Source organism: Trinickia camelliae, from assembly GCF_053525655.1.
In genome coordinates this window covers 251,527-272,324 of the sequence record NZ_JBCHAA010000003.1, presented here as the reverse complement: position 1 = coordinate 272,324, position 20,798 = coordinate 251,527, and the positions used below count along the sequence as shown (strand labels likewise).

Sequence of the window (20,798 nt, the reverse complement as noted above, 5' to 3'; positions counted from 1 at the left end):
CAACCAATGGTTGCCGTTCGGTATGCCAAGTCAAGGCGCCGCAAAGCCCTTGGCCGCATCCGGCGGCCGACGAGTTCATCCGATGAAACTCCATCAGCTCACCACCCTTGCTGCCATCGCCGACACCGGCAGCATCCGCGCCGCCGCTCGCTCGCTGGGCGTCTCGCCGGCCGCCGCGACCAAGGCGGTGCGCGAGCTCGAAGCCGACCTGCGCGCGCCGCTCGTGATCCGCGGCACGAGCGGCATTACGTTCACGGAGTACGGCCGCGCGCTCGTCGTCCATGCGCGGCTCGTGCTCGGCCAGCTGGCGCGCGCCGAGGCCGAACTCGACTCGATGCGCGGCCGCGCGGCCGGGAAGCTGTCGATCGGGGTCACACCGTGGGTGGCGCTGACCTTCCTGCCGGAGACGGTGAAGCGTTTCCGCGAGCGCATGCCCGAAGTCCAGCTCGAATTCTTCGAGGGGCTTCTTGCCGTCGTTCAGCCGCGTCTGCGCGACGGCAGCCTCGACTTCTCGATCGGACGGCCGCCGCCCGCGTCGCCGCAGTCGGAGTTTCAGAATGTGCCGCTCTTTTCGACCCACTCGGCCGTGGTCGCGCGGCGCGATCATCCGCTCGCCCAATGCCGCACGCTGCTCGAACTCGAAGACGCCGAATGGGTGCTGAACTGGGACCCGGCGAGCCGCGAGTCGATTTCGGAGAACGTCTTTCTGCGCCGGGGGATGAAGGTGCCGCGCACGATCCATCTCGCGCATTCGCTCGCGATCGTGCTTGGGCTCATCGCGCATACCGACATGCTCAGCATCTTCCCGTGGCCGCTCGTCGAGGTCAGCATCGGCAAGGAGAACCTGTGGGCGCTGCCGTTGCGCGAGACGGTCGACGAGACGCTCGTCTCGGTCGTCTCGCGTCGGGGCGCGCCGCCGAGCCCCGCTGGGGCGTGCTTTCTCGAATGCCTGCGCGAGGTGATCGACGAGGGTGCGCGCTCGGACGATCCGGACCGGCGGCGGCTCTTTCATTCGATCGAGCTGCTGCTCTGAATCGATGCGGTGCACGTCTGCTGCGCCGCGCACGGCATCCGTCGCCGAAATGCGGACTATGCAGCAAGCGCCGTCGCCGCAGAATTTTTTCCGCTATACTTTGCCGTCTGTCGTGAAATTCGCTGCGCATACTTCGTATAGGCGCGGGACGGATTTCCTCACAGCGCGCCGATTTGCTGACTCGATTGCGGGCGCGCGAACCTTCGAAAGCGAAGGTTCACTATAAATGCGGCTAAAGAGGTCGTCAGCCGCGCACTTCCTCCCTTCGCGCACGCCGACACCATTTAGCCGCCCCTGTCAGAAGGCGGAATAAATGGAATCGATCGGTATCGTCGCTCCACAAAAAATGCAGTTCACCGAGCCGCTCGCGATGCAGAACGGCAGCTCGCTCGACAGCTACGACCTCATGGTCGAAACCTACGGCACGCTCAACGCGGCGCGCTCGAACGCGGTGCTCGTCTGCCACGCGCTGAACGCGTCGCATCACGTCGCGGGCGTCTACGCCGACGAGCCCAAGAACGTCGGCTGGTGGGACAACATGGTCGGCCCCGGCAAGCCGCTCGATACGAACCGCTTCTTCGTGATCGGCGTGAACAACCTCGGCTCGTGCTTCGGCTCGACCGGTCCGATGAGCCTCAATCCCGCGACGGGCAAGCCGTATGGCGCGAGCTTTCCGGTCGTGACGGTCGAAGATTGGGTGAACGCGCAGGTGCGCGTCGCCGACGCGTTCGGCATCGAGCGCTTCGCGGCCGTGATGGGCGGCAGCTTGGGCGGCATGCAGGCGCTCGCCTGGAGCACGATGTATCCGGAGCGCCTCGGCCACTGCATCGTGGTCGCGTCGACGCCGAAACTCTCCGCGCAGAACATCGCGTTCAACGAAGTCGCACGCTCGGCGATCCTGTCGGACCCGGACTTCCACGGCGGCGACTACTACGCGCACGGCGTGAAGCCGAAGCGCGGCCTGCGCGTGGCGCGGATGATCGGTCACATCACGTATCTCTCGGACGACGACATGGCGGTCAAATTCGGCCGCGCGCTGCGTCGCGCCGAAGGCGCCTTGGATGAATACAACTTCAACTTCGACGTCGAATTCGAAGTGGAATCGTACCTGCGCTACCAGGGTGACAAGTTCGCCGATTACTTCGACGCGAACACCTATCTCCTGATCACGCGCGCGCTCGACTACTTCGATCCGGCCAAGGCGTTCGACGGCGACCTGACTGCCGCGCTCGCGCACACCAAGGCGAAGTACTTGATCGCGAGCTTCTCGACCGACTGGCGGTTCGCCCCCGCGCGCTCACGCGAGATCGTGAAGGCGCTGCTCGACCACAAGCGCCAAGTGACCTACGCCGAAATCGACGCGCCGCACGGCCACGACGCCTTCCTGCTCGACGACGCGCGCTATCACAACCTGATGCGCGCCTATTACGAACGCATCGCCGAGGAGGTGGGCGCATGAACCAGCACGCTATCGATAGCCTCACCGCACGCTCCGACTTCCGCGCGATCGCCCGCTGGGTCGAGCCGCGCTCGACCGTGCTCGACCTCGGCTGCGGCGACGGCTCGCTGCTCCAGCTCCTTTCCGAAGAACTCGAAGTCTCGGGCTACGGGATCGAGATCAACGACGCCGGCGTGCTCGCGTGCGCGAAGAACGGCGTGAACGTGATTCAGCAAAACCTCGAAGACGGCCTGCGCCTCTTCGAAGACGGCAGCTTCGATTTCGCCGTCCTCTCGCAGACGCTGCAGACCATCCACCAGACCGCCGCGATCCTGCGCGAGACGGTGCGCGTCGGCAAAGAGTGCATTGTGTCGTTTCCGAACTTCGGCTATTGGGCGCACCGGCTCTCGGTGATTCAGGGCCGCATGCCGGTGTCGAAATCGCTGCCTTATCAGTGGCACAACACGCCGAACGTCCGTGTGCTCACGATCAAGGACTTCGAGGCGCTCGCGCCGGAAGTCGGTATCGAAATTCTCGACCGCGTCGTGCTGCACGGCGGTCAGACGGTGAGGTGGGGGGTTAACTGGCGTGGTAGTCTTGCGGTCTATCGCGTTAAAAAAGGGTAGCCCCATCAAACGAGACATGCCCGATCCGGTCAACGAGCAGGCAAAAGAGCCGGTGAATCAGCAGGAACAGGACCAGAAACCGCCGCACGAGCCCCATGAGCACCATGAGCCGCCCGCGCTGAGCGCCCACGAGGCGCATCCGGGCTGGCGTGCGTTCCTGAACCGGCACATGCTGATTTGCGTCTTTCTCGGCTTCACGTCGGGATTGCCGCTCTTTACGCTCGTCTATCTCGTGCAGGCGTGGCTCCGCTCGGAAGGCGTCAATCTCAAGGAAATCGGCCTCTTCGCGCTGATCCAGTTCCCGTACACGTGGAAGTTCATCTGGGCGCCGCTCATGGACCGCTACGTCCCGCGCCTGCCGGGCTGGCGTCCGGGTCGGCGGCGCGGCTGGATGCTCGTCACGCAACTGCTGGTCGCGGGGGCGATCGCGTCGCTCGGCTTCGTCTCGCCGCGCACCGATATCTGGACCGTGGCCGCGCTCACCGCGCTCGTCGCCCTCTTCGGCGCGAGTCAGGACATCGTGATCGACGCCTACCGGCGCGAGCTGCTGCGCGACACCGAGCAGGGCCTCGGCAACGCGGTCCACGTGAACGCCTACAAGATCGCGGCGCTGATTCCCGGCTCGCTCTCGCTGATCCTCTCCGACCACATGCCGTGGGACGTCGTGTTCGCCGTCACGGCCGCGTTCATGCTGCCCGGCATGGTCATGACGCTTCTCGTGCGCGAACCCGAGATTCACGGCGCGCCGCCGAAGAATCTGCGCGAAGCTATCGCGCTGCCCTTCTCCGAATTCATCGCGCGCGACGGCTGGCGCACGGCGCTCGTCATCCTCGGCTTCATCTTCCTCTACAAGCTCGGCGACACGATGGCGACCACGCTGTCGACGTCGTTCTTCCTCGACATCGGCTTCGACAAGACGCAGATCGGCGTGATCGCGAAGACGACGGCGTTCTGGGCGAGCATCGCGGGCGGCATCATCGGCGGCGCGTGGCTGGTGAAGATCGGCATTGCGCGCGGGCTGTGGATCTTCGGCATCCTGCAGATCGTGTCGACGCTCGGCTTCGCGTGGCTCGCGAAAATCGGCCCGTCGGCGGCGGCACTCGCGCTGATCTATGGCTTCGAGACGTTCGCGACCGGCCTGACGATGGCCGCGTTCGTCGCGTACATCGCGAGCACCACCGACCCCCGCTACACCGCGACGCAGTTCGCGCTCTTCACGAGCCTCGCCTCGGTGCCGCGCACGCTCGCTTCGGCGTCGAGCGGCTTCGTCGTCGCCAAGATCGGCTGGTTCGATTACTTCCTCGTGTGCGCCGTGCTCGCGCTGCCCGGCATGCTGCTGTTGCCGATGATCGCGCCTTGGAGGGCCCGGTCGTGAGCGCAACGGCTTCGTCGGCGCTACGCCGCATGGCGGCGCTGCTTTGCGCTGGCGCTTTGCTTTCGAGCTTGCCGATCGCGGCCACCGCGCAGACGGCGTCGAGCACGCCCGTGAGCCCATCCTTGGCGACGCCCACGCCGCCCATGCCCGCGCCGGCGCCCGCGAAAACACCCGCCAGCGCACCGTCCGCCTTGCCGCCGAGCGCACCTGCCGCGTCCAGCGACGCTGCGGTCTATCAACAGAACCGCAACCTCCAAGTGCGCTTCGGTAACGCGACCACGTTCCGCAACCTGATTCCGTCGTCGGTACTCGACGAACAAGCCGCCGACGAATACGCCGACATCCTGCATGGCGCGGAGCAAACCGGCCGCCTACTGCCGGATTCCGACCCGCGCGTGAAACTCGCGCGCGACATCGCAGCCAAGGTGACGCCGTACGCGGCGAAGTGGAACGACCGCGTGAAGACCTGGAAGTGGGAAGTGAACGTGGTGCGCTCGACGGAGATCCGCATGTACTGCCTGCCCGGCGGCAAGATCGTCGTCTACAGCGGGCTGTTGGATCGCGTGCATTTGAACGAAGACGAGCTTGGCGTGCTGTTCGGCCATGAAATCGCACATGCGCTGCGCGAACATGCGCGCGAAAGGCTCGGCGAGCAGCAGTCGGGGCAGCTCGGCACGGGGGCGATCCCCCAGCTCTTCGGCCTCGCCGATCTCGGCGCGACGCCGCTCGGCATCGGCTCGCAGCTTCTCGCGATGCGCTACACGCCGACCGACGAAACCGAGGCCGACGTGATCGGCAGCGACATCGCCGCGCGCGCGGGCTTCGATCCGCGCGCGGCCATCACGCTGTGGGACAAGCTCGCCGCGGCGACGCACGCGAACAAGGAGCAAGGCTTCATCTACGTGCATCCGTACAGCGCAGCGCGGCGTCACGACATCATGAAGCGCCTGCCCGACATGCTCGTGCTGTATGCGAAGGCGAAGGGCGTGCCGGTCGAGGCGTTGCCGGACTATGCGGGCATCGCTGCGGTGAAGCAGCGCGCGTCGCGCGAGTAGGCGTTCGCCGGGTGGCAGCGACACTGCGTGCGCGTGCAGTCGTCGCGCTCGTCGTCTGTCGGAGCGCTGGGGGAGTGCACGCCCGCTCAGCCTAAGAAGAGTGAGAAACCGGCCTATCGGAATTGTCTGATGGATATCTCGAAACCCGCTCGACACAGTGGAGGCTCCACTATCTCGAAAGGCGAGGTTTCCACTTGGCTAAATTGCTACGCAACGATGGGGCCGTCATCGGAGCGCAAATCACGCTGGTCGCGGGCAACCAGCTTCCATTGAAAGTGTCTGGATTGGGGTCGAACCGTCGGCATCTCATTCTGATGAGCGACCACCGCTCAGTCCGGGTCCTTCCGGTCAGAGTCGACCACCAAAACGTCGAGCAGCGCCTCATGCTGGAAGCGGGCGAATGCGGTATTTCGTGCCAGCAAATTGCTCACGTCGAAGCCTACGTCAGCGATGAACGCGGTCATCCGCTGCGCCGCGATTTAGATACGCCGCAGCTTGCCGTCCAGATACTCCCGAAACTCGAATTGCCGTCCGCCATGACTGAAGCGGGAACGTTGGCGCGGATGTTGATTTCGGAAAATGCGGGACCGGAAAGTCCAGATTTCGTCAGCCTGCACGAGGCGCGAGAAGCGATGCAGTGGATGGTCATCGTGTTGAGAAATCGTCTCAAACTCGGCGCTCGCCATTTTGCCGCAGGTCAGCAGGCGACCACTTTGGAAACGTTGATTAAAGCGCCCAATCAAGTCGATGGGTTTGAAAAATACCCAGATATCGTGCTTAAGCAGCAAAATTTAATAGATAGGGTGATTAAGAGCGCCAACGACGGAACGCACAGACTCAATAAGCAATATCGAGACTACGTTGAAATTGCATTAGCGGTGGCACGTGGCGAGCTAACGAGCGCTGATCCCTGTCCGACCGGCCTCTATGCGTGGCGCACTACCGGGGCAAGTTGCCTGGCAGCAACTTTGTCAAATTCACGACGAAGGGCGGACAAGATTTCTATACGTTGAAGGATGATTTCCTATCGAAAGCGCAACCCCGCACAGGAGGGCAGCCATGATGCGCATAAGCGCCACGAGCCTCATTGCGGCATCGTTGTCAGCCTCGCTCATCTGCACGACAAGTTTTGCTGCAGACGACCTTCCCGAGGGATTTGGCGAAAAGCCAGCCTCGAGATTCGTCGTATCCGAAAATCCATACTACAAAGACCCGCGGATCGCCTTAAAGAACGGGGTTGCCGCTTACAAAAAAAACCATCAAACCAATCATCTCTGTGTCGTTGGCTACCAATGGAAACGCGGAAACATTCAGGTTTGGGTTCTCTGGAAAGAAGAAAAGGAGCTTCTTCTTTGGGATGGCGCATTGGACCCCGATAGTCGAGCAGAAAGTTTCAACGGCGTTCGCCGCGCCCTGGAACTCGGCAAAGACACGGTCAAAACCGAGGATGACATCAACGGCAGCACCTACCTTGAAACGGAACAATGGTGGCACGCCGTCGCCGACGACTGCATGAAGCACGGCGAAAAGTATGTCATCAAGCCGTTCAAGGCCGCCAAGCCACGCGCCGACTAACCCGCCAACCCAAGAACGCTTGGGCCAATATCGAGCTTGACGGGGGCAAAGCCCCCGCTCCCTCAGCCCTTCACCTTATGGTCGTAATCGATGGTCAGCGGCGCGTGATCGCTGAACTTGATATCGCGAAAGATCGACGTGCTTTTCGCCTTGCCAGCGATGCCCGGCGTCGCGATCTGATAGTCGATGCGCCACCCGACGTTCTTCGCATACGCCTGCCCGCGATTGCTCCACCACGTGTACTGCTCGGGCCGCTGATCGAGCGTGCGAAACACGTCGACGTACCCGACTTCGTCGAAGAGCTGCGTCAGCCACGCGCGTTCTTCGGGCAGGCAGCCTGAGTTCTTCTGATTGCTCTTCCAGTTCTTGATGTCGATTTCCTTGTGGACGATGTTCACGTCGCCGCAAAGGATCACTTCGCGCTTCTTGGAAAGCTCCGCAAGGTGCGGCATGAACTCGTCCATGAAGCGGTACTTCGCCTGCTGGCGATCGTCGCCGCTCGACCCGGACGGCACGTACACCGACACCACCGACAGCTTCCCGAACCGCGCTTCCACATAGCGCCCTTCGGGGTCGAACTCTTCGCTGCCGAAGCCGATCACCACGTCGTCCGGCTCATGGCGCGTATAGACGCCCGCGCCGCTGTAGCCCTTTTTCTCCGCATGCTGGAAATAGCCGTTGAAGCCGTGCGGCGCGAGAAACTCGGGCGTCATGTCGTCCTGCGAGCACTTCAATTCCTGAACGCAAAGCACGTCGGCTTTCTGCTCGCCGAACCACTCGAAAAAGCCCTTTTTCGCGGCGGAGCGGATGCCGTTCAGATTGGCGGTAATCACACGCAGCATAGTGTTCCCTAAGTTCTTGTCGATGGATGGAGTGCGGCCGATGCACCGCTCGCGCGCGGCGCACCGTGCCGTAGCGGTCATTCGACCTTGACGCCTTTGAGCGCTTCCTTCGCGGGCGGAAATTCGAGCTTCATGCCTTCGAGTTCGCGCAGCAGCAACTCGGCGATCATCACGTTGCGGTGCGTTTTCGAATCGGCCGGGATCACGTACCACGGCGCGTATTCCGTCGAGGTCGCCGCGAGCGCGTCGCGATAGGCGTCTTGATACGGGTCCCAGAACTTGCGCGCTTCGATGTCGGAGACGTCGAACTTCCAGTGCTTCGTCGGATCGTCGATCCGGGCCTGCAGGCGGCGCTTTTGCTCGTCCTTCGAAATGTGCAGGAAGCACTTGATGATCGTCGCGCCCGCATCGAAGAGCAGTTCCTCGAAATACCGGATGTGCTTGTAGCGGCGCTCTGTCTGAGTGTCGTCGATCTGTTCGAGCACGCGCGGCACGAGCACGTCTTCGTAGTGGCTGCGGTTGAAGACCGTCAGCTCGCCCGCCGCCGGTGCACTCGCGTGCACACGCCACAGGAAGTCGTGCGCGAGCTCGAGCGGCGTCGGCGCTTTGAATGGCACGATGCGCAAGCCGAGCGGATCGACTTCATGAAACACGGCGCGCACGGTGCCGTCCTTGCCGCTCGTATCCATGCCTTGCAGCACGAGCAGCACGCGCTGGCGGCGCTGCGCGTGAAGGCGCTCCTGCAGCTCGTCGAGCCGCTTGCCGATCTCCGACAGGCGCGCGCGGTCAGCCTCTTTCGATCCGGCCGAAAACGGCTTCGATGCGGGATCGAAATCGGTCAGCGCGAATTTTCCATTCTTCTTGCCGTTACCGTTGCCGTTGCCGACGTATGGGACGCGAAAGTCGTCCAGATTCGGTTGCTTGGCCATGCGCACTCCCCATGCTTTGGGTTGCCCAAGAAAAAACGGGCTGCCGCCCAGTATTCAAATCCGGCAACAGCCCGTTATTCCATCGCGCCGGCTCACGAGAGCCGGCGATGTATTTCGATCAAAACGCCATCAAGACAGCTTCTTCTTCAACAGCTCGTTGACCTGCTGCGGATTGGCCTTGCCCTTGGTCGCCTTCATCGCCTGGCCGATCAGCGCGTTGAACGCCTTTTCCTTGCCCGCGCGGAATTCCTCGACCGATTTCTGATTCGCGGCGAGCACTTCGTCGATGATCGCTTCGAGCGCGCCCGTATCCGAGATCTGCTTCAGTCCCTTCGCTTCGATGATGCGGTCGGCGGCGGCTTCGTCGGTGGCTTTTTCGTCCCAGATCGCGAGGAAGATTTCCTTCGCGATCTTGTTCGAGATCGTGCCGTCGGCGATGCGTTGCAGCACCAAAGCGAGCTGCGCGGCGGACACCGGGCTCACGGCGATCTCGAGTCCGTCGCGATTCAGCTGCGACGACACTTCGCCCATCAGCCAGTTCGCTGCGATCTTCGCCTGCGCGGCACCCGCCTTTTCGACGACCGCCTCGAAGTACGCCGCCATCGCCTTGCTCGACGTCAGCACACCGGCGTCATACGGCGTCACGCCATATTGCTCGACGAAGCGGGTCTGCATGCCGGCGGGCAGCTCGGGCATCTCGCCCTTCACGCGCTCGACCCACGCCGCGTCGATCACGAGAGGCATCAAATCGGGATCGGGGAAATAGCGGTAATCGTGCGCGTCTTCCTTGCTGCGCATCGAGCGCGTTTCGCGTTTGTCCGGATCGTAGAGGCGCGTTTCCTGCACGACGGTGCCGCCGTCTTCGATCAACTCGATCTGGCGACGCACTTCGTACTGGATCGCTTCTTCGAGGAAGCGAAACGAGTTCAGGTTCTTGATCTCCGCGCGCGTGCCGAATTCCTTCTGCCCGACCGGACGCACCGACACGTTCGCGTCGCAGCGGAACGACCCTTCCTGCATGTTGCCGTCGCAAATGCCGAGCCACACGACGAGCCCATGCAGCGCCTTCGCATACGCAACCGCTTCGGCGGCGCTGCGCATTTCCGGCTCGGTGACGATTTCGAGCAGCGGCGTACCGGCGCGATTCAAGTCGATGCCGGTCATGTCCGCGAAGTCCTCATGCAGCGACTTGCCCGCATCTTCTTCGAGGTGAGCGCGCGTCAGGTTGACGGTCTTTTCGTACGCGGCCGTGCCGGCCTTGTCGTTCGCGGGCACCTGGATCGTGATCTGGCCGCCTTGCACGACGGGGATCTCGTACTGGCTGATCTGATAGCCTTTCGGCAGATCGGGATAGAAATAATTCTTGCGCGCGAAGATGCTGCGCGGCGCGACGGTCGCGCCGATCGCGAGACCGAAGCGGATCGCGCGCTCCACCGCGCCCTTGTTCATCACGGGCAGCACGCCCGGCAGCGCGAGATCGACGGGGCACGCCTGCGTGTTCGGCTCGGCGCCGAACTGCGTCGAGGCGCCCGAGAAAATCTTCGAGGCCGTCGAGAGCTGTGCGTGCGTCTCGAGGCCGATAACGACTTCCCACTCCATATTCAGACTCCTGCCGGGGATTGCTTGTGCCAGTCGGTCGCGCGCTGGAACGCGTCAGCGACCTGCAGCATCCGGGCTTCATTGAAATAGTTGCCGACGATCTGCAAGCCGACCGGGCGCTTCGCGTTCGCGCCCGCGCCGAAGCCGCACGGCACGCTCATGCCGGGCAGACCCGCGAGGCTGATCGACAGCGTGTAGACGTCGGCGAGATACATCTGCAGCGGATCGTCGCCCTTCGCGCCGATATCCCACGCCACCGACGGCGCCACCGGCCCCATGATCACGTCGCACGACTTGAACGCTTCCTCGAAGTCCTGCGCGATGATGCGCCGGATCTTCTGCGCCTGCAGGTAATACGCGTCGTAGTAGCCGTGCGAGAGAACATACGTGCCGACCAGAATGCGGCGCTTCACTTCGTGACCGAAGCCTTCGGCGCGCGACTTCTTGTACATGTCGAGCAGATCGCGATATTCCGCCGCACGATGACCAAAGCGTACGCCGTCGAAGCGCGAGAGGTTCGACGACGCCTCCGCCGGGGCGATCACGTAGTAGACGGGAATGGACAGCTCCGTCTTCGGCAGCGTCACGGGCACGAGCGTCGCGCCGAGCGCTTCGTATTGCTTGAGCGCGGCGTCGACGGCGGCGCGCACGTCGTCGGCGAGACCGGCGCCGAAGTACTCCTTTGGCAAGCCGATGCGCAAGCCCGCGAGCGGCTTCGCGTCCGAACCGTCAACCGACCACGTCTTGCCGAGATAGCGCGTGTAGTCCTCGTCGTCGCGCTTCAAGCTCGTCGAATCGCGTTCGTCGAAGCCGGCCATCGCGTTGAGCAGTGCCGCGCAGTCGGCGGCGCTCTGCGCCATCGGACCGCCCTGGTCGAGCGAAGACGCGAACGCGATCATCCCGTAGCGCGATACGCGGCCGTAAGTCGGCTTGATGCCGGTCACGCCCGAGAACGACGCCGGCTGGCGAATCGAGCCGCCGGTGTCGGTAGCGGTTGCGGCGGGCGCGAGGCGCGCCGCCACGGCTGCCGATGAACCGCCCGACGAGCCGCCCGGCACCGCCGCTGTGTCCCACGGGTTCTTCACGGGGCCAAACGCCGAATTTTCGTTCGACGAGCCCATCGCGAACTCGTCCATGTTGGTCTTGCCGAGCGTCACCATGCCGGCGCGCGCGAAGCGCTCGACGACCGTCGCGTCGAACGGGCTGACATAGCCTTCGAGCATCTTCGAGCCGGCGGTGGAACGCCAGCCGCGCGTGACGAACACGTCCTTGTGCGCGATCGGCAGGCCGACCAGCGCTCCAGTGTCGCCTTTGGCGATGCGTTCGTCGGCGGCCTTCGCCTGCGCGAGCGTCAACTCGGGATCGACCTGGATGAACGCGTTGAGCGCGTTCGCGGCGTCGATTCGCTTCAGATAGTGCTGCGCCATCTCGACGGCCGAACATTCCTTCGACGTGATGAGCGCGCGCAGCTCGGTCAAACTCTTTGCGTGCATTGGGGGGCTTTCCTGAAGACGGTTATTCGATCACTTTCGGGACGAGGTACAGACCATCCTGCACCGCGGGCGCCGGACGCTGATTCGAGTCGCGGTCGACCGACTCGGTGACGGCGTCCTCGCGCAAGCGCAGCGCGACGTCTTCGATGTGCTCGATCGGATGGGCGAGCGGAGCGATACCGGTCGTATCGACGGCCTGCATCTGCTCGACAAGCCCGAAGAATTCATTGAGCTGGATCAGCGTGTGCTCGGCATCGGCGTCGGCCAATTCGAGGCGCGCCAGGTGGGCGATGCGTTTAACATCGGTCAGGGTCAAAGCCATGCTGTCACCGGAAAAGGGCGTGGAACTTGGCGCATCGGAAAAAACGATGCCGCGACAGGGGGTTACGAAGCATTACGAGGGCCGGGTCGAACCCTCAAAAAAGCAGGCTTCCGAGGGTTAAACCAGGGCAAAAAGTGCCGCCCGTGGCCTTCAAATACGACAAAATTATAAGGTATCATTACGCGTTCGACCCAAACCCGGGCCCACTTACCCTGGCCTTTCGGCGTGTTTACTGATCACTGCGCTGAGAATTCCACCTTGGTTTTACACGGTTCCCGGTAGATTTCATTGCAGCTTCGCGCTCGTGTGGCGGCCGCTCACGCCCGAACTCGAAGCTGTTATTTTTTCCGCTGCCGCGCGGCGCCCATGAAGCGAAGCCGGCTCCCAGCGAGACAGGATTTACATGTTCGGTTTTTTGCGCAGCTACTTCTCCAACGATCTGGCGATTGACCTCGGCACAGCCAACACGCTCATCTATATGCGTGGCAAGGGTGTCGTTCTCGACGAACCATCCGTCGTCTCCATCCGCCAAGAAGGCGGTCCCAACGGCAAGAAGACCATTCAGGCAGTCGGCAAGGAAGCCAAGCAGATGCTCGGCAAGGTGCCGGGCAACATCGAGGCGATCCGCCCGATGAAGGACGGCGTGATCGCCGACTTCACGGTCACCGAGCAGATGATCAAGCAGTTCATCAAGATGGCGCACGAGTCGCGGATGTTCTCGCCGTCGCCGCGCATCATCATCTGCGTGCCGTGCGGCTCCACCCAAGTCGAGCGCCGCGCGATCAAGGAAGCCGCGCACGGCGCGGGCGCCTCGCAGGTCTACCTGATCGAAGAACCGATGGCCGCCGCGATCGGCGCGGGCCTGCCGGTGTCGGAAGCGACGGGCTCGATGGTCGTCGATATCGGCGGCGGCACGACGGAAGTCGGCGTGATCTCGCTCGGCGGCATCGTCTACAAGGGCTCGGTGCGCGTCGGCGGCGACAAGTTCGACGAAGCCATCGTCAACTACATCCGCCGCAACTACGGCATGCTGATCGGCGAGCAAACGGCGGAATCGATCAAGAAAGAAATCGGCTCCGCGTTCCCGGGCTCCGAAGTCAAGGAAATCGAAGTCAAGGGCCGCAACCTGTCGGAAGGCATTCCGCGCAGCTTCACGATCTCCAGCAATGAAATCCTCGAAGCGCTGACCGATCCGCTGAACCAGATCGTCTCGTCGGTGAAGATCGCGCTCGAACAAACCCCGCCGGAACTGGGCGCCGACATCGCCGAGCGCGGCATGATGCTGACGGGCGGCGGCGCGCTCCTGCGCGATCTCGACCGCCTGCTCGCCGAAGAAACCGGCCTGCCGGTGCTGGTCGCCGAAGACCCGCTGACCTGCGTGGTACGTGGCTCGGGCATGGCGCTCGAGCGCATGGACAAGCTCGGCAGCATCTTCTCGTACGAGTGAACCCCGTGACATCCTTGGCAGCGCGGCGCTCGCAGCCTCACCGGCTGGAAGCCGCGCGCTAAGCTAAGCGCGCCGTAGCCTCACTCACACGATCACGCCCCCGGCGCCGACCATGGAATACAGTCCGCCGCCTCTTTTCAAGCAAGGCCCGTCTGCGCTCGCGCGGCTGGTCTTTTTCGTCGTGCTCGCGATCGCGTTGCTCGTCTCCGATGCGCGTTTCAAGACGCTCGAAGTCGTGCGCGGCGTGCTTGGCGCGGGGCTCTACCCGCTGCAGCGCGCAGCCCTCGTGCCGCGCGACGTCTTCGTGGGCGCGGCCGATCTCGCGGTCACGAGCGCCACGCTGCGCACGGAAAACGAGAAGCTCACCGCGCGCAACCTGCAGCTCTCGCTGCAAGCGAATCAAGCCGCCGAGCTCCAAGCCGAAAATGCGCATCTCCGCGCGCTTTTGGATCTGTCCAAGCAGATCACGACGCAAGCCCTGCCCGCCGAAATCCAGTACGACACGAGCGATCCGTTCACGCAGAAAGTCGTGATCGGTGTCGGGTCGCATCAGGATGTTCAGAACGGTTCGCCGGTCGTGAACGAAAACGGTGTCGTTGGCCAGGTCACGCGGGTGTACCCGATGCAGTCGGAAGTGACGCTGCTCACCGATAAAGACCAGGCCGTTCCGGTGCAAGTGGTGCGCACCGGGCTGCGCAGCGTGATCTACGGCACGCCGAAGGGCGACGCGCTCGAAATGCGCTTCGTGCCGATCAGCGCCGATGTGCTCGCGGGCGACGAACTCGTGACAAGCGGCCTCGACGGCGTCTATCCGCCGGGTCTGCCGGTCGCCAAGGTGATGCGCGTCGACAAGCTCGCCGATACCGCGTTCGCCCGCGTCGTCTGCGAGCCGATCGCCACCGTGCGCGGCGCGAAGCAGTTCCTCGTGCTGCACTATCAGAGCAACGTGCCGCCTCGTCCGGAGGAGCCGGAGGCGGCAGCGGGCAAAGACGCCAAGGGCAAGAAAGCGGTGAAAGCGGCCGACAAAACCACGGCCAAGCCCAGCGATAGCGCCACGGACAAAGCCGCCGTGAAGCCTGCCGACAAGACCGACGGCAAAGCCCCCGCCAAGAGCGCGGACAAGGCGCCGGAAAAGGCCGCGGAAAAGGCCACCGACAAGAACGCGAAGGCGCCGGCCGCCGACAAAGCCATCGCCGCCTCGGGAGCCAAGCGATGAACCGCCCGCAATACATCTTGCTGCCGGTGAATCCGTACTTCATCGCGTTCAGTCTCGCCGCTGCGTTCCTGCTGAACCTGATGCCGTGGGGGCGCATGGTCGCCGTGCCCGACTTCGTCGCGCTCGTACTGCTGTTCTGGAACGTGCACCAGCCGCGCAAAGTCGGCATGGGCATCGCGTTCCTGCTCGGCATTCTGATGGACGTGCACAACGCGAGCCTGCTCGGTGAGCATGCGCTCGCCTACACGCTGCTCTCGTATGGCGCGATCACGATTCACCGGCGCGTGCTGTGGATGACGCTTGGCGTGCAGATGTTCGCCGTCGCGCCGCTCCTGGTCGGCGCGCAGATCGTGCCTTTCGTGATCCGTCTCTTGATGGGCGCCGCGTTTCCCGGCTGGGGTTATCTGATCAACGGCTTCGTCGAAGCCGCGCTGTGGCCGATTGCGAGTACGCTGCTCCTGATGCCCCAGCGCCGCCCGGAAGATCCGGACGACACCCGGCCGATCTGAGAATGCCCCGCGCCATGATGTGCTCTATCGTTTTCGCCACACCCGGCGCCGCTGAAGCAGTACTCGCATGACCGAATTCAAGGACACTCAGCAACAGCTCTCAAAGTTCCGCGTGCGCGTCGCGCTGGCCGGGCTGTTCGTGCTCGTCTGCTTCAGCCTCCTCGTGCTGCGCTTTCTGAACCTGCAGGTCTGGCACTACAGCAAATACTCGCTGCAGGCCGAGGAAAACCGCATTTCCGTCGCGCCGATCGTGCCGAACCGCGGCATCATCACCGACCGCAACGGCGTCGTGCTCGCGAAGAACTACTCGGCGTACACGCTGGAAATCACGCCGTCGAAGATCGACGACACGCTCGACAACACCATCGACAAGCTCTCGACCGTCATCACGATCGATGCGCGCGACCGCCGCCGCTTCAAGAAGCTGCTCGAAGACTCGAAGAACTTCGAGAGCCTGCCGATCCGCACCCGCCTCACCGACGACGAAGTCGCGAAGTTCACCGCCCAGCGTTTCCGCTTCCCGGGCGTCGACGTGCGCGCGCGCCTGTTCCGCCAATATCCGCTCGGCGTGACCGCCGCTCACGTGATCGGCTACATCGGCCGGATCTCGCAGCGCGACCAGGAGCGCATCGACGACATCAGCGACCAGAACGACAGCGATCCGGACCACTACGATCCGCGCCTCGACGCCAACAACTACAAGGGCACCGACTACATCGGCAAGATCGGCGTCGAGCAGAGCTACGAAACTGAATTGCACGGGATGACCGGCTTCGAGGAAGTCGAAGTGACGGCGGGCGGGCGGCCTGTGCGCACGCTCTCGCGCACGCAGGCGACGCCGGGCAACAATCTCGTGCTGTCGATCGATATTGGCCTGCAGCAAGTCGCCGAGCAGGCGTTCGCGGGCAAGCGCGGCGCGCTTGTCGCGATCGAGCCGTCGACGGGCGACGTGCTCGCGTTCGTGTCGTCGCCGAGCTTCGATCCGAATTCGTTTGTCGACGGCATCGATCAGCAAACCTGGGACGAGCTCAACAATTCGCCCGATCACCCGCTTCTGAACCGGCCGCTGCACGGCACGTATCCGCCGGGTTCGACCTACAAGCCGTTCATGGCGCTCGCCGCGCTGACGCTGCACAAGCGCACGCCGAGCTGGGGCTTCCAGGACCCGGGCTCGTACACGTTCGGCGGCCACACGTTCCGCAACGACGTGCCGCAGGGCCAGGGCTGGATCGACATGAACCGCGCGATCATGGTGTCGAACGACACGTACTTCTACATGCTCGCGCACGATCTCGGCGTCAACGCGATCGCCAACTTCATGAAGCCGTGGGGCTTCGGGCAGATCACCGGCATCGACATTGCGGGCGAAGCGCGCGGCGTGCTGCCGTCGACGGACTGGAAGAAGAAGGCCTACCGCAAGCCCGAGCAGCAGCGCTGGTACGAAGGCGAGACGATCAGCCTCGGGATCGGCCAGGGCTACAACTCGTACACGATCCTTCAGCTCGCGCACGCGACGGCCACGCTCGCGAACAATGGCGTCGTCATGAAGCCGCACTTGGTGAAGGAAATCGAGAATCCGATCTCCCACCAGTTGCGTTTGACCGTGCCCAAAGACAACGGCCGGATCAACGTCTTGCAATCCGACATCGACGTCGTCAAGCGCGGCATGATCAACGTGACGACCAATCAGTCCGGCACCGCGTATCAGGTGTTTCGCGATGCGCCGTACGTCACGGCCGGCAAGACGGGTACCGCCCAGGTGTTCTCGCTACAAGGCGCGAAGTACCACGGCCATGCGCTCGCCGAGAATCTGCGCGACCACGCGCTCTTCATTGCGTTCGCTCCTGCCGACAATCCGCAGATCGCGGTCGCGCTGGTCGTCGAAAACGGCGGTTGGGGCGCACAGGCGGCCGGCCCGATCGCGCGCCGCGTGCTCGACTTCTGGCTGCTCCAGCGCCAGAAGCCGGGCGTGGAAGCGGCGGCGGTCATGGCGGCGGCTTCGGCGACGCAGGGTATCAGCGAGCCGGTGATCGGCGCGTCCGATGTGGCCGACGGCTCGGCGCCGGTGGTCAAGGTTGCTGCCGGGTTCACGGCGCTGCCCTCGCCCGTGCCGCCGAAGAGCGCGTCCGACGCCGCGGCTTCCGATGCTGCCGCATCCGGCGCGGCCGATGCGGGCGCGGCCTCGGGCGCCGTGAATGCGGCCGGTGCGTCCAACGCCGCAGTAGTTGGCTCGACGCCTGCGTCGGGCGCATCGAGCCCAGCCGTCACGACGAAAGCGAAGCGCGCGTCCGGCGCCTCGGACGCCTCGGCGTCAGGCGCCGCCGCTGCCGCCCCGGCCAAGAAACCGCGCAAGCCGCGCCCCGCCAGCGATACGCCCGACGTCGCCATCGCGCCGCCGTCTCGCGACGAGAATTCGCCGTCCGCCGCCCCCTCCACACCGGCCTCGTCCGGTATCGACGATTAACGGAGAAAGGCATGCAATTCGACAAGCGTGTCTGGATCGAACGCGTCAAGCAGATGTTCGCGGGCTTCGATCGCCCGCTCGCGCTGACGGTGTTCCTGTTGCTGTGTGTCGGCATCGTGACGCTCTATAGCGCGACGCTCGACATGCCCGGCAAGGTCGAAGACCAGCTGCGCAACATCGTCTTCACCTTCATCCTCATGTGGGCGCTCGCCAACCTGCCGCCCACGACGCTGATGCGATTCGCCGTGCCCCTCTACTCGGTCGGGATCGCGCTCCTCATCGGCGTTGCGGTATTCGGGATCACGAAGAAAGGCGCGAAACGCTGGATCAACGTGGGCGTCGTGATCCAGCCGTCCGAGCTCCTGAAGATCGCCACGCCGCTCATGCTCGCGTGGTACTACCAGAAGCGCGAAGGCGGGCTGCGATGGTGGGACTTTCTCGTCGGCTTCGCCATTCTTGCGGTGCCGGTCGGTCTGATCGCCAAGCAGCCGGACCTCGGCACGGCGATGCTCGTGTTCGCCGCCGGCCTCTTCGTCATCTATTTCGCAGGCCTGTCATTCAAGCTGATCGCGCCGGTGCTGGTCGCCGTCGTCATTTCGGTGGGGTTGATCGCGACGTTCCAGGACAAGATCTGCCAGCCCGAGGTGCAGTGGCCGTTGATGCACGACTACCAGAAGCACCGCGTCTGCACGCTGCTCGACCCGACCTCCGATCCGCTCGGCAAAGGCTTCCACACGATCCAGGCCGTCATCGCGATCGGCTCGGGCGGCCCGCTCGGCAAGGGCTGGCTGAAAGGCACGCAGGCGCACCTCGAGTTCATCCCCGAAAAACATACCGACTTCATCTTCGCCGTGTTCTCGGAAGAGTTCGGGCTCGCGGGCGGGATCGTGCTGCTCGTGCTCTACACCCTGCTGATCGCGCGCGGCCTGTACGTCGCCGCAAACGGAGCGACGCTGTTCGGTCGATTATTGGCGGGCTCGCTCACGATGGCGTTCTTCACCTACGCGTTCGTCAACGTCGGGATGGTGAGCGGGATTCTGCCGGTCGTCGGCGTGCCGCTGCCGTTCATGAGTTATGGCGGCACCGCGCTCACCACGCTCGGTGTCGCGGTCGGCCTGATCATGAGCGTCGGGCGGCAAAAGCGGCTCATGAAGTCATGAAAAGCCGAACGCCGCGCCCGGGCTTCGAGACCCGATGCGCGGCGTTCTTGTTTCGCCGGCGACGACTGCTCGCTACTGCGATTGCGTCTGCGGCTTTGCCTGTTGCTGCAATTGCGTGCTGAGCTGCTGGTATTTCAGGCGCGCCGCCGGATCGCCCTGCGCCGCTGCCGCCGCGTAGTACGCGCGCGCCACGTTGATGTTCTGCTCGACGCCATCCCCGCCACGTTCGTAGAACGATCCCGTCACGTATTGCGCGGTCATGTCGCCGCCCTCGGCCGCCTTCTTGTACCAGACGAACGCCTGCTTGTTGTCGCGGGTCGTGCCGCGTCCGTCGAGAAACTGATTCGCGAGCGCGAGTTGAGCCTGTACGTGGCCTTGCTCTGCGGCTTTCAGAAACCAGCGATGCGCCTCCGCCGGATCGCGCGCGACGAAATCGCCGTCGTCGTACATCTTGCCGTACACATACTGCGCGTGCGACATGTTCGCGTCGGCCGCCTTGCGCAGCCATTTCTTGCCTTCTTCGACGTTGGCCTGCGTGCCCTCGCCGTTCAAGAGCATCATCGCGTAGTTGAATTCGGCGAGCCGGCTGCCGTGCTCGGCGGCGTCGCGGAATTCCTTCAACGCGGTGGGCAAATTGCCAGCGTTGTAGTCGGCGACGGCCGTCTGCGTTTCCGCGTCGGGGGCTTCCTTCTTCACCGTCTGCGCGTGGACGGCTCCGCTCGTCGCCAAGACGCCGATGAGCGCCGCGCCCGCCCAAGCCATTCGGGTCGAGATGGCCCAAGCCGAAATGGCCCAGACCGAAGCCGTCGTCGTAGCCCGTTTGCTCATGACCGCACCTCCTGTAACGCTTGCCGCGTCGCTCGCAAGAGCCACATGACGTCGGCCGCAAGCGCGATGAATCGAAAGCCGGCGTCGCGATATTGACGCGCGCCGGCGCTGTCGAGCGCGAAAATGCCGGTGGCGACCCCGGCGCGCTGCGCCGCGTCCACGATGCGGGCGATCGCCGCCAGCACTTCCGGATGCTTCGTATCGCCAAGATGACCGAGGCTCGCCGACAGATCGGCCGGGCCGATGAACAAGCAATCGACGCCCGGCGTCGCCGCAATCGCTTCGACGTTTTCAAGCGCGCGCGCCGATTCGATCTGCACGATCGTCGCGATCTGTGCGTTGGCGGTCATCACGTAGTCTCGCCGCATGCCAAAGGCGGCCGCGCGCACAGCGCCGGCGACGCCGCGCAAGCCCTCTGGCGAATCCGCGTTCTGGTATTGCGTGAGACGCACCGCGTGCGCCGCTTCATCGGCCGATTCGATGTTCGGGAACATGATCGTGCGCGCGCCCGCATCGAGCACGCGCTTCACGAGCCACGGGTCTTGGGCCGGCACGCGCACGACGGGCTCGCTCGGCAAGTGCGCGGCGGCAATCGCGCGCAACTGCGCGGTGACGTCGCCGGAATCGTTCGGCGCGTGTTCCATGTCGATGCAAAGCCAGTCGAAGCCGGCATGCGCGAGCGCCTCGGCCGCGTTCTCGCTGCCGAGCGACAGCCACAACCCGTAGAGCGGGTCGGCTTCCTTCAGGCGCTGCTTCAGGGGATTGGTCAGGGCGCTCATCGACGCATTCCTCCCGCACGCGCGGTGCAGCACGAAATGCGCCCAATGGCGCGGGCCAGGCGGCGGTAAGGCCCGCTAGGCCCGCTGATGAATAAGGTCTCCGGCATG

At 64.0% G+C, this 20,798-nt stretch carries 19 protein-coding genes; 12 read left to right on the top strand and 7 right to left on the bottom strand.

Annotated elements, in window-relative coordinates:
* Positions 1-82: 82 nt before the first annotated feature.
* The 7 genes from AAHK20_RS07475 to AAHK20_RS07445 all read left to right on the top strand — a co-directional run bounded on the left by AAHK20_RS07475 (position 83) and on the right by AAHK20_RS07445 (position 7,102).
* A complete protein-coding gene (locus tag AAHK20_RS07475; RefSeq protein ID WP_449180815.1) occupies positions 83-1,033 on the top strand; it encodes a LysR substrate-binding domain-containing protein in 951 nt (316 codons plus the stop codon).
* A gap of 313 nt (positions 1,034-1,346) precedes the next feature.
* Positions 1,347-2,492, top strand: coding sequence for a homoserine O-succinyltransferase MetX (gene metX / locus AAHK20_RS07470; protein ID WP_449180814.1), 1,146 nt, complete (start codon positions 1,347-1,349; stop codon positions 2,490-2,492).
* Complete coding sequence (gene metW, locus AAHK20_RS07465; RefSeq protein WP_449180813.1) at positions 2,489-3,097, top strand: methionine biosynthesis protein MetW; 609 nt, start codon at positions 2,489-2,491, stop codon at positions 3,095-3,097. The genes metX and metW overlap by 4 nt, the downstream gene beginning before the upstream one ends.
* 16 nt (positions 3,098-3,113) lie before the next feature.
* On the top strand, positions 3,114-4,472 hold the full coding sequence (locus AAHK20_RS07460) for an AmpG family muropeptide MFS transporter (RefSeq protein WP_449180812.1): 1,359 nt from the start codon (positions 3,114-3,116) through the stop codon (positions 4,470-4,472).
* Positions 4,469-5,527 carry a M48 family metallopeptidase gene (locus AAHK20_RS07455; RefSeq protein WP_449180811.1) on the top strand — a complete coding sequence of 353 codons (1,059 nt, stop codon included), beginning with the start codon at positions 4,469-4,471 and terminating at the stop codon, positions 5,525-5,527. The genes AAHK20_RS07460 and AAHK20_RS07455 overlap by 4 nt, the downstream gene beginning before the upstream one ends.
* Before the next feature lie 194 nt (positions 5,528-5,721).
* Positions 5,722-6,540, top strand: coding sequence for a hypothetical protein (locus tag AAHK20_RS07450; protein ID WP_449180810.1), 819 nt, complete (start codon positions 5,722-5,724; stop codon positions 6,538-6,540).
* 46 nt (positions 6,541-6,586) lie between these two features.
* On the top strand, positions 6,587-7,102 hold the full coding sequence (locus AAHK20_RS07445; protein ID WP_449180809.1) for a hypothetical protein: 516 nt from the start codon (positions 6,587-6,589) through the stop codon (positions 7,100-7,102).
* Between the two features lie 62 nt (positions 7,103-7,164).
* On the opposite strand, the gene AAHK20_RS07440 is transcribed toward AAHK20_RS07445, so the two are convergent.
* The 5 genes from AAHK20_RS07440 to gatC all read right to left on the bottom strand — a co-directional run bounded on the left by AAHK20_RS07440 (position 7,165) and on the right by gatC (position 12,287).
* Complete coding sequence (locus AAHK20_RS07440) at positions 7,165-7,944, bottom strand: exodeoxyribonuclease III (RefSeq protein ID WP_449180808.1); 780 nt, start codon at positions 7,942-7,944, stop codon at positions 7,165-7,167.
* 77 nt (positions 7,945-8,021) lie between these two features.
* Positions 8,022-8,873 carry a PPK2 family polyphosphate kinase gene (locus AAHK20_RS07435; protein WP_449180807.1) on the bottom strand — a complete coding sequence of 284 codons (852 nt, stop codon included), beginning with the start codon at positions 8,871-8,873 and terminating at the stop codon, positions 8,022-8,024.
* 129 nt (positions 8,874-9,002) lie between these two features.
* The gene (gene gatB, locus AAHK20_RS07430) at positions 9,003-10,472 is read right to left on the bottom strand and encodes an Asp-tRNA(Asn)/Glu-tRNA(Gln) amidotransferase subunit GatB (RefSeq protein ID WP_449180806.1); all 1,470 of its coding nucleotides are present in this window, start codon (positions 10,470-10,472) and stop codon (positions 9,003-9,005) included.
* 2 nt (positions 10,473-10,474) lie between these two features.
* On the bottom strand, positions 10,475-11,965 hold the full coding sequence (gene gatA, locus AAHK20_RS07425; RefSeq protein ID WP_449180805.1) for an Asp-tRNA(Asn)/Glu-tRNA(Gln) amidotransferase subunit GatA: 1,491 nt from the start codon (positions 11,963-11,965) through the stop codon (positions 10,475-10,477).
* Between the two features lie 22 nt (positions 11,966-11,987).
* Complete coding sequence (gatC, locus tag AAHK20_RS07420) at positions 11,988-12,287, bottom strand: Asp-tRNA(Asn)/Glu-tRNA(Gln) amidotransferase subunit GatC (RefSeq protein WP_449180804.1); 300 nt, start codon at positions 12,285-12,287, stop codon at positions 11,988-11,990.
* Positions 12,288-12,690: 403 nt separating this feature from the next.
* Between gatC and AAHK20_RS07415 the strand changes: the two genes are divergently transcribed.
* From AAHK20_RS07415 to rodA, 5 genes are all read left to right on the top strand, one after another.
* Positions 12,691-13,734 (top strand): rod shape-determining protein, encoded by a 1,044-nt coding sequence (locus tag AAHK20_RS07415; RefSeq protein ID WP_136897651.1) that lies wholly within the window; start codon positions 12,691-12,693, stop codon positions 13,732-13,734.
* 112 nt (positions 13,735-13,846) lie between these two features.
* Positions 13,847-14,950 carry a rod shape-determining protein MreC gene (gene mreC / locus AAHK20_RS07410; protein ID WP_449180803.1) on the top strand — a complete coding sequence of 368 codons (1,104 nt, stop codon included), beginning with the start codon at positions 13,847-13,849 and terminating at the stop codon, positions 14,948-14,950.
* Entirely contained in the window at positions 14,947-15,459 is a 513-nt protein-coding gene (mreD, locus tag AAHK20_RS07405) for a rod shape-determining protein MreD (protein ID WP_449180802.1), read from the top strand. The genes mreC and mreD overlap by 4 nt, the downstream gene beginning before the upstream one ends.
* A 67-nt stretch (positions 15,460-15,526) precedes the next feature.
* Entirely contained in the window at positions 15,527-17,923 is a 2,397-nt protein-coding gene (gene mrdA / locus AAHK20_RS07400; protein ID WP_449180801.1) for a penicillin-binding protein 2, read from the top strand.
* An 11-nt stretch (positions 17,924-17,934) separates the two neighbouring features.
* Positions 17,935-19,083, top strand: coding sequence for a rod shape-determining protein RodA (rodA, locus tag AAHK20_RS07395; RefSeq protein WP_449180800.1), 1,149 nt, complete (start codon positions 17,935-17,937; stop codon positions 19,081-19,083).
* Positions 19,084-19,155: 72 nt separating this feature from the next.
* Here rodA and AAHK20_RS07390 read toward each other — a convergent pair whose 3' ends face one another.
* On the bottom strand, positions 19,156-19,845 hold the full coding sequence (locus AAHK20_RS07390) for a tetratricopeptide repeat protein (RefSeq protein WP_449180977.1): 690 nt from the start codon (positions 19,843-19,845) through the stop codon (positions 19,156-19,158).
* A 62-nt stretch (positions 19,846-19,907) separates the two neighbouring features.
* Positions 19,908-20,690 carry an HpcH/HpaI aldolase family protein gene (locus tag AAHK20_RS07385; RefSeq protein ID WP_449180799.1) on the bottom strand — a complete coding sequence of 261 codons (783 nt, stop codon included), beginning with the start codon at positions 20,688-20,690 and terminating at the stop codon, positions 19,908-19,910.
* Positions 20,691-20,798 lie beyond the last annotated feature (108 nt).

Excerpts from the sequence above, each read along its gene's own strand:
- AAHK20_RS07475 (WP_449180815.1), top strand. The coding sequence starts at position 83 with ATGAAACTCCATCAGCTCACCACCCTTGCTGCCATCGCCGACACCGGC.
- metX (WP_449180814.1), top strand. The coding sequence starts at position 1,347 with ATGGAATCGATCGGTATCGTCGCTCCACAAAAAATGCAGTTCACCGAG.
- metW (WP_449180813.1), top strand. The coding sequence starts at position 2,489 with ATGAACCAGCACGCTATCGATAGCCTCACCGCACGCTCCGACTTCCGC.
- AAHK20_RS07460 (WP_449180812.1), top strand. The coding sequence starts at position 3,114 with ATGCCCGATCCGGTCAACGAGCAGGCAAAAGAGCCGGTGAATCAGCAG.
- AAHK20_RS07445 (WP_449180809.1), top strand. The coding sequence starts at position 6,587 with ATGATGCGCATAAGCGCCACGAGCCTCATTGCGGCATCGTTGTCAGCC.
- AAHK20_RS07440 (WP_449180808.1), bottom strand. The coding sequence starts at position 7,944 with ATGCTGCGTGTGATTACCGCCAATCTGAACGGCATCCGCTCCGCCGCG.
- AAHK20_RS07435 (WP_449180807.1), bottom strand. The coding sequence starts at position 8,873 with ATGGCCAAGCAACCGAATCTGGACGACTTTCGCGTCCCATACGTCGGC.
- gatB (WP_449180806.1), bottom strand. The coding sequence starts at position 10,472 with ATGGAGTGGGAAGTCGTTATCGGCCTCGAGACGCACGCACAGCTCTCG.
- gatA (WP_449180805.1), bottom strand. The coding sequence starts at position 11,965 with ATGCACGCAAAGAGTTTGACCGAGCTGCGCGCGCTCATCACGTCGAAG.
- gatC (WP_449180804.1), bottom strand. The coding sequence starts at position 12,287 with ATGGCTTTGACCCTGACCGATGTTAAACGCATCGCCCACCTGGCGCGC.
- AAHK20_RS07415 (WP_136897651.1), top strand. The coding sequence starts at position 12,691 with ATGTTCGGTTTTTTGCGCAGCTACTTCTCCAACGATCTGGCGATTGAC.
- mreC (WP_449180803.1), top strand. The coding sequence starts at position 13,847 with ATGGAATACAGTCCGCCGCCTCTTTTCAAGCAAGGCCCGTCTGCGCTC.
- mreD (WP_449180802.1), top strand. The coding sequence starts at position 14,947 with ATGAACCGCCCGCAATACATCTTGCTGCCGGTGAATCCGTACTTCATC.
- mrdA (WP_449180801.1), top strand. The coding sequence starts at position 15,527 with ATGACCGAATTCAAGGACACTCAGCAACAGCTCTCAAAGTTCCGCGTG.
- rodA (WP_449180800.1), top strand. The coding sequence starts at position 17,935 with ATGCAATTCGACAAGCGTGTCTGGATCGAACGCGTCAAGCAGATGTTC.
- AAHK20_RS07390 (WP_449180977.1), bottom strand. The coding sequence starts at position 19,845 with ATGGCTTGGGCGGGCGCGGCGCTCATCGGCGTCTTGGCGACGAGCGGA.
- AAHK20_RS07385 (WP_449180799.1), bottom strand. The coding sequence starts at position 20,690 with ATGAGCGCCCTGACCAATCCCCTGAAGCAGCGCCTGAAGGAAGCCGAC.